Raw genomic sequence first — 2,423 nt, 5'->3', positions numbered from 1 at the left:
GCTGGCCCGGCAGACCGGCGGCACCCGCTCGGCCGGCGGCGGTGCGGATCGCGTACGACCGGGTCGGACCCGGGGCGGTCTGGGTGGTCGGCTGCGCGCCGACCGCGCTGGTCGAGCTGATCGCCCTCGACGCGGCGCCCGCGCTGGTCGTCGGGCTGCCGGTCGGCTTCGTCGGCGCCGCCGAGTCCAAGGAGGCGCTGCGGGCCAGCGGCCTGCCCGCGGTGTCCAACGTGGGCGAGAAGGGCGGCTCCGCGGTCGCCGCCGCCGCCCTCAACGCCCTGTTGTACCTGGAGGAGAAGCCGTGACCCCGGACCGCACCCCGCTGCTGATCGTCGGGCACGGCACCCGCAGTGCCCCCGGCGTGGCCCAGTTCGCCGCCCTGGTCGACCGGATCCGCCGTCGGGGCCTGGTCGACGACGTCGAGGGCGGCTTCATCGAGCTGTCCCGGCCGCCGTTGACCGACGCGGTCGGCGCGCTGGTCGGGCGGGGACACCGGAACCTGGTGGCGCTGCCGCTGGTGCTCGCCGCGGCCGGCCACGGCAAGGGCGACATTCCCGCCGCGCTGGCCCGGGAGAAGCAGCGCCACCCGGGCCTGCGGTACGCCTACGGCCGGCCGCTCGGGCCGCACCCGCTGCTGCAGGAGACCCTCGCCGCGCGGATCGACGCCGTCCTCGCCGGCGACGACCGGGCGGGCACCTGGGTCGCCCTGATCGGGCGCGGCTCCACCGACCCGGACGCCAACGCCGAGGTCGCCAAGGTGGCCCGGCTGCTCTGGGAGGGGCGCGGCTACGCCGGCGTCGAGCCCGGGTTCATCTCCCTCGCCGAACCGTCCGTGCCCGCGGTGCTGGAGCGGCTGCACCGGCTCGGCGCCCGGCGGATCGTGGTCGCCCCGTACTTCCTCTTCGCCGGGGTGCTGCCGGACCGGATCGTGGCGCAGTCCGAGGCGTACGCCGCCGAGCATCCGGAGCTGGACGTGCGGGTGGCCGACCCGATCGGCGACTGCGACGCGCTGGCCGACGTGGTGCTCGAGCGGCACGCCGAGCGCTGCGCGGGGACATCCGGATGAACTGCGACACCTGCGCGTACCGGGTGGCGCTGCCCGGGTTCGCCGGCAAGGTGGGCCGGCCGCAGACCCCGCACCACCACCCCGACGACCCGGCCGGCGGCCACGGTCACCACCACCATGATCACCACCACCACTACCCGGGGCTGCGCCCGGGCCAGGTCGCCATCGTCGGCGGCGGGCCCGGCCCCGACGACCTGATCACCGTACGGGGGAGGGCGCTGCTGGACGCCGCGGACGTGGTGGTGGCCGACCGGCTCGCCCCGACCGGCCTGCTGTCCGGGCTGCGTCCCGAGGTGCTGGTGGTGGACGCGGCGAAGGTGCCGCGCGGGCCGTCGGTGGGGCAGGACAACATCAACGACACCCTCGTCGCGCACGCCCGCGCCGGCAGACGGGTGGTCCGGCTCAAGGGCGGCGACCCGTACGTCTTCGGCCGTGGCCACGAGGAGGTCCAGGCCTGCGCGGCGGCCGGGGTGGAGACCGTGCTGGTGCCGGGGGTGAGCAGCGCGCTCGCCGCGCCGGCGCTGGCCGGCGTGCCGGTCACCCACCGGGGGGTGGCACACGACGTCACCGTGGTCTCCGGCCACCTGCCGCCCGGTCACCCGGACTCGCTGGTGGACTGGCCGGCGCTGGCCCGGGCCAGGGGGACCGTGGTGCTGCTGATGGCCGTGGACACCGTCGCGAAGATCGCGGCCGTGCTGATCGAGCACGGCCGGGACCCAGGGTCACCGGTGCTGGCGGTGCAGGACGCCGGCCTCCCGGGCCAGCGGGCGCTCCCGAGCCGGCTCGACGAGGTCGGTGCGCTGACCGTCCGGGAGGGGGTGCGGCCACCGGCGGTCTTCGTGCTCGGCCCGGTGGTGGCGCTGCGCGCCCCCGCCCGCTGACCGGCACCTGCCGGGCCGGGTGACGGACGTCGACCGACGTGCGGGTCAGCCGGTGAGGGCGTGGGCGAGGGCGTAGCCGAGCGAGGCCGCGCCCAGCCCGGCGACCACGCTGCCCAGCGCGTTGGCCGCGGCGTGCCAGCGGGCGCCCGCCCGGGTCAGCCGCAGCGTCTCGTAGCTGAGCGTGGACCAGGTGGTCAGCGCGCCGCAGAACCCGGTGCCGACCAGCGCGGTCACCGCCGGCGCGGCCGGCACCGCGGCGACCGCGCCGAGCAGCAGCGACCCGGCCACGTTGACGGTCAGCGTCCCCCACGGGAACGGCGAGTCGTGCCGGGCCTGCACGGCCCGGTCGGTCAGGTAGCGCAGCGGCGCGCCGAGCGCCGCGCCGAGCGCGATCAGCAGGACGGTCACCGCGCCGCCCGCCGCCGCAGCAGGCGGGCGCCGCCGCGTCCCCGACCTGGACGGCCAGCAGCGCCCCG

General features: G+C 77.7%; 1 protein-coding gene and 2 pseudogenes. 2 read left to right on the top strand and 1 reads right to left on the bottom strand.

Going from position 1 to position 2,423, the window contains the following annotated elements:
* Together JNW87_RS37655 and cobA are read left to right on the top strand one after the other, a co-directional pair.
* Positions 1–305 (top strand): annotated as a pseudogene (locus JNW87_RS37655) (precorrin-8X methylmutase); the annotation flags it as partial.
* Positions 302–1,947: pseudogene (cobA, locus tag JNW87_RS37650) on the top strand (uroporphyrinogen-III C-methyltransferase). The pseudogenes JNW87_RS37655 and cobA, both read left to right, overlap by 4 nt.
* A 45-nt stretch (positions 1,948–1,992) precedes the next feature.
* Here the strand turns inward: cobA and crcB are convergent.
* Positions 1,993–2,355 (bottom strand): fluoride efflux transporter CrcB, encoded by a 363-nt coding sequence (crcB, locus tag JNW87_RS37645; RefSeq protein ID WP_238455361.1) that lies wholly within the window; start codon positions 2,353–2,355, stop codon positions 1,993–1,995.
* Positions 2,356–2,423: the final 68 nt, after the last annotated feature.

The sequence above is a fragment of the Micromonospora sp. ATA51 genome (genome assembly GCF_016802855.1).
GTDB lineage: Bacteria > Actinomycetota > Actinomycetes > Mycobacteriales > Micromonosporaceae > Micromonospora > Micromonospora sicca.
This window is presented reverse-complemented; position numbering and strand designations above follow the sequence as displayed.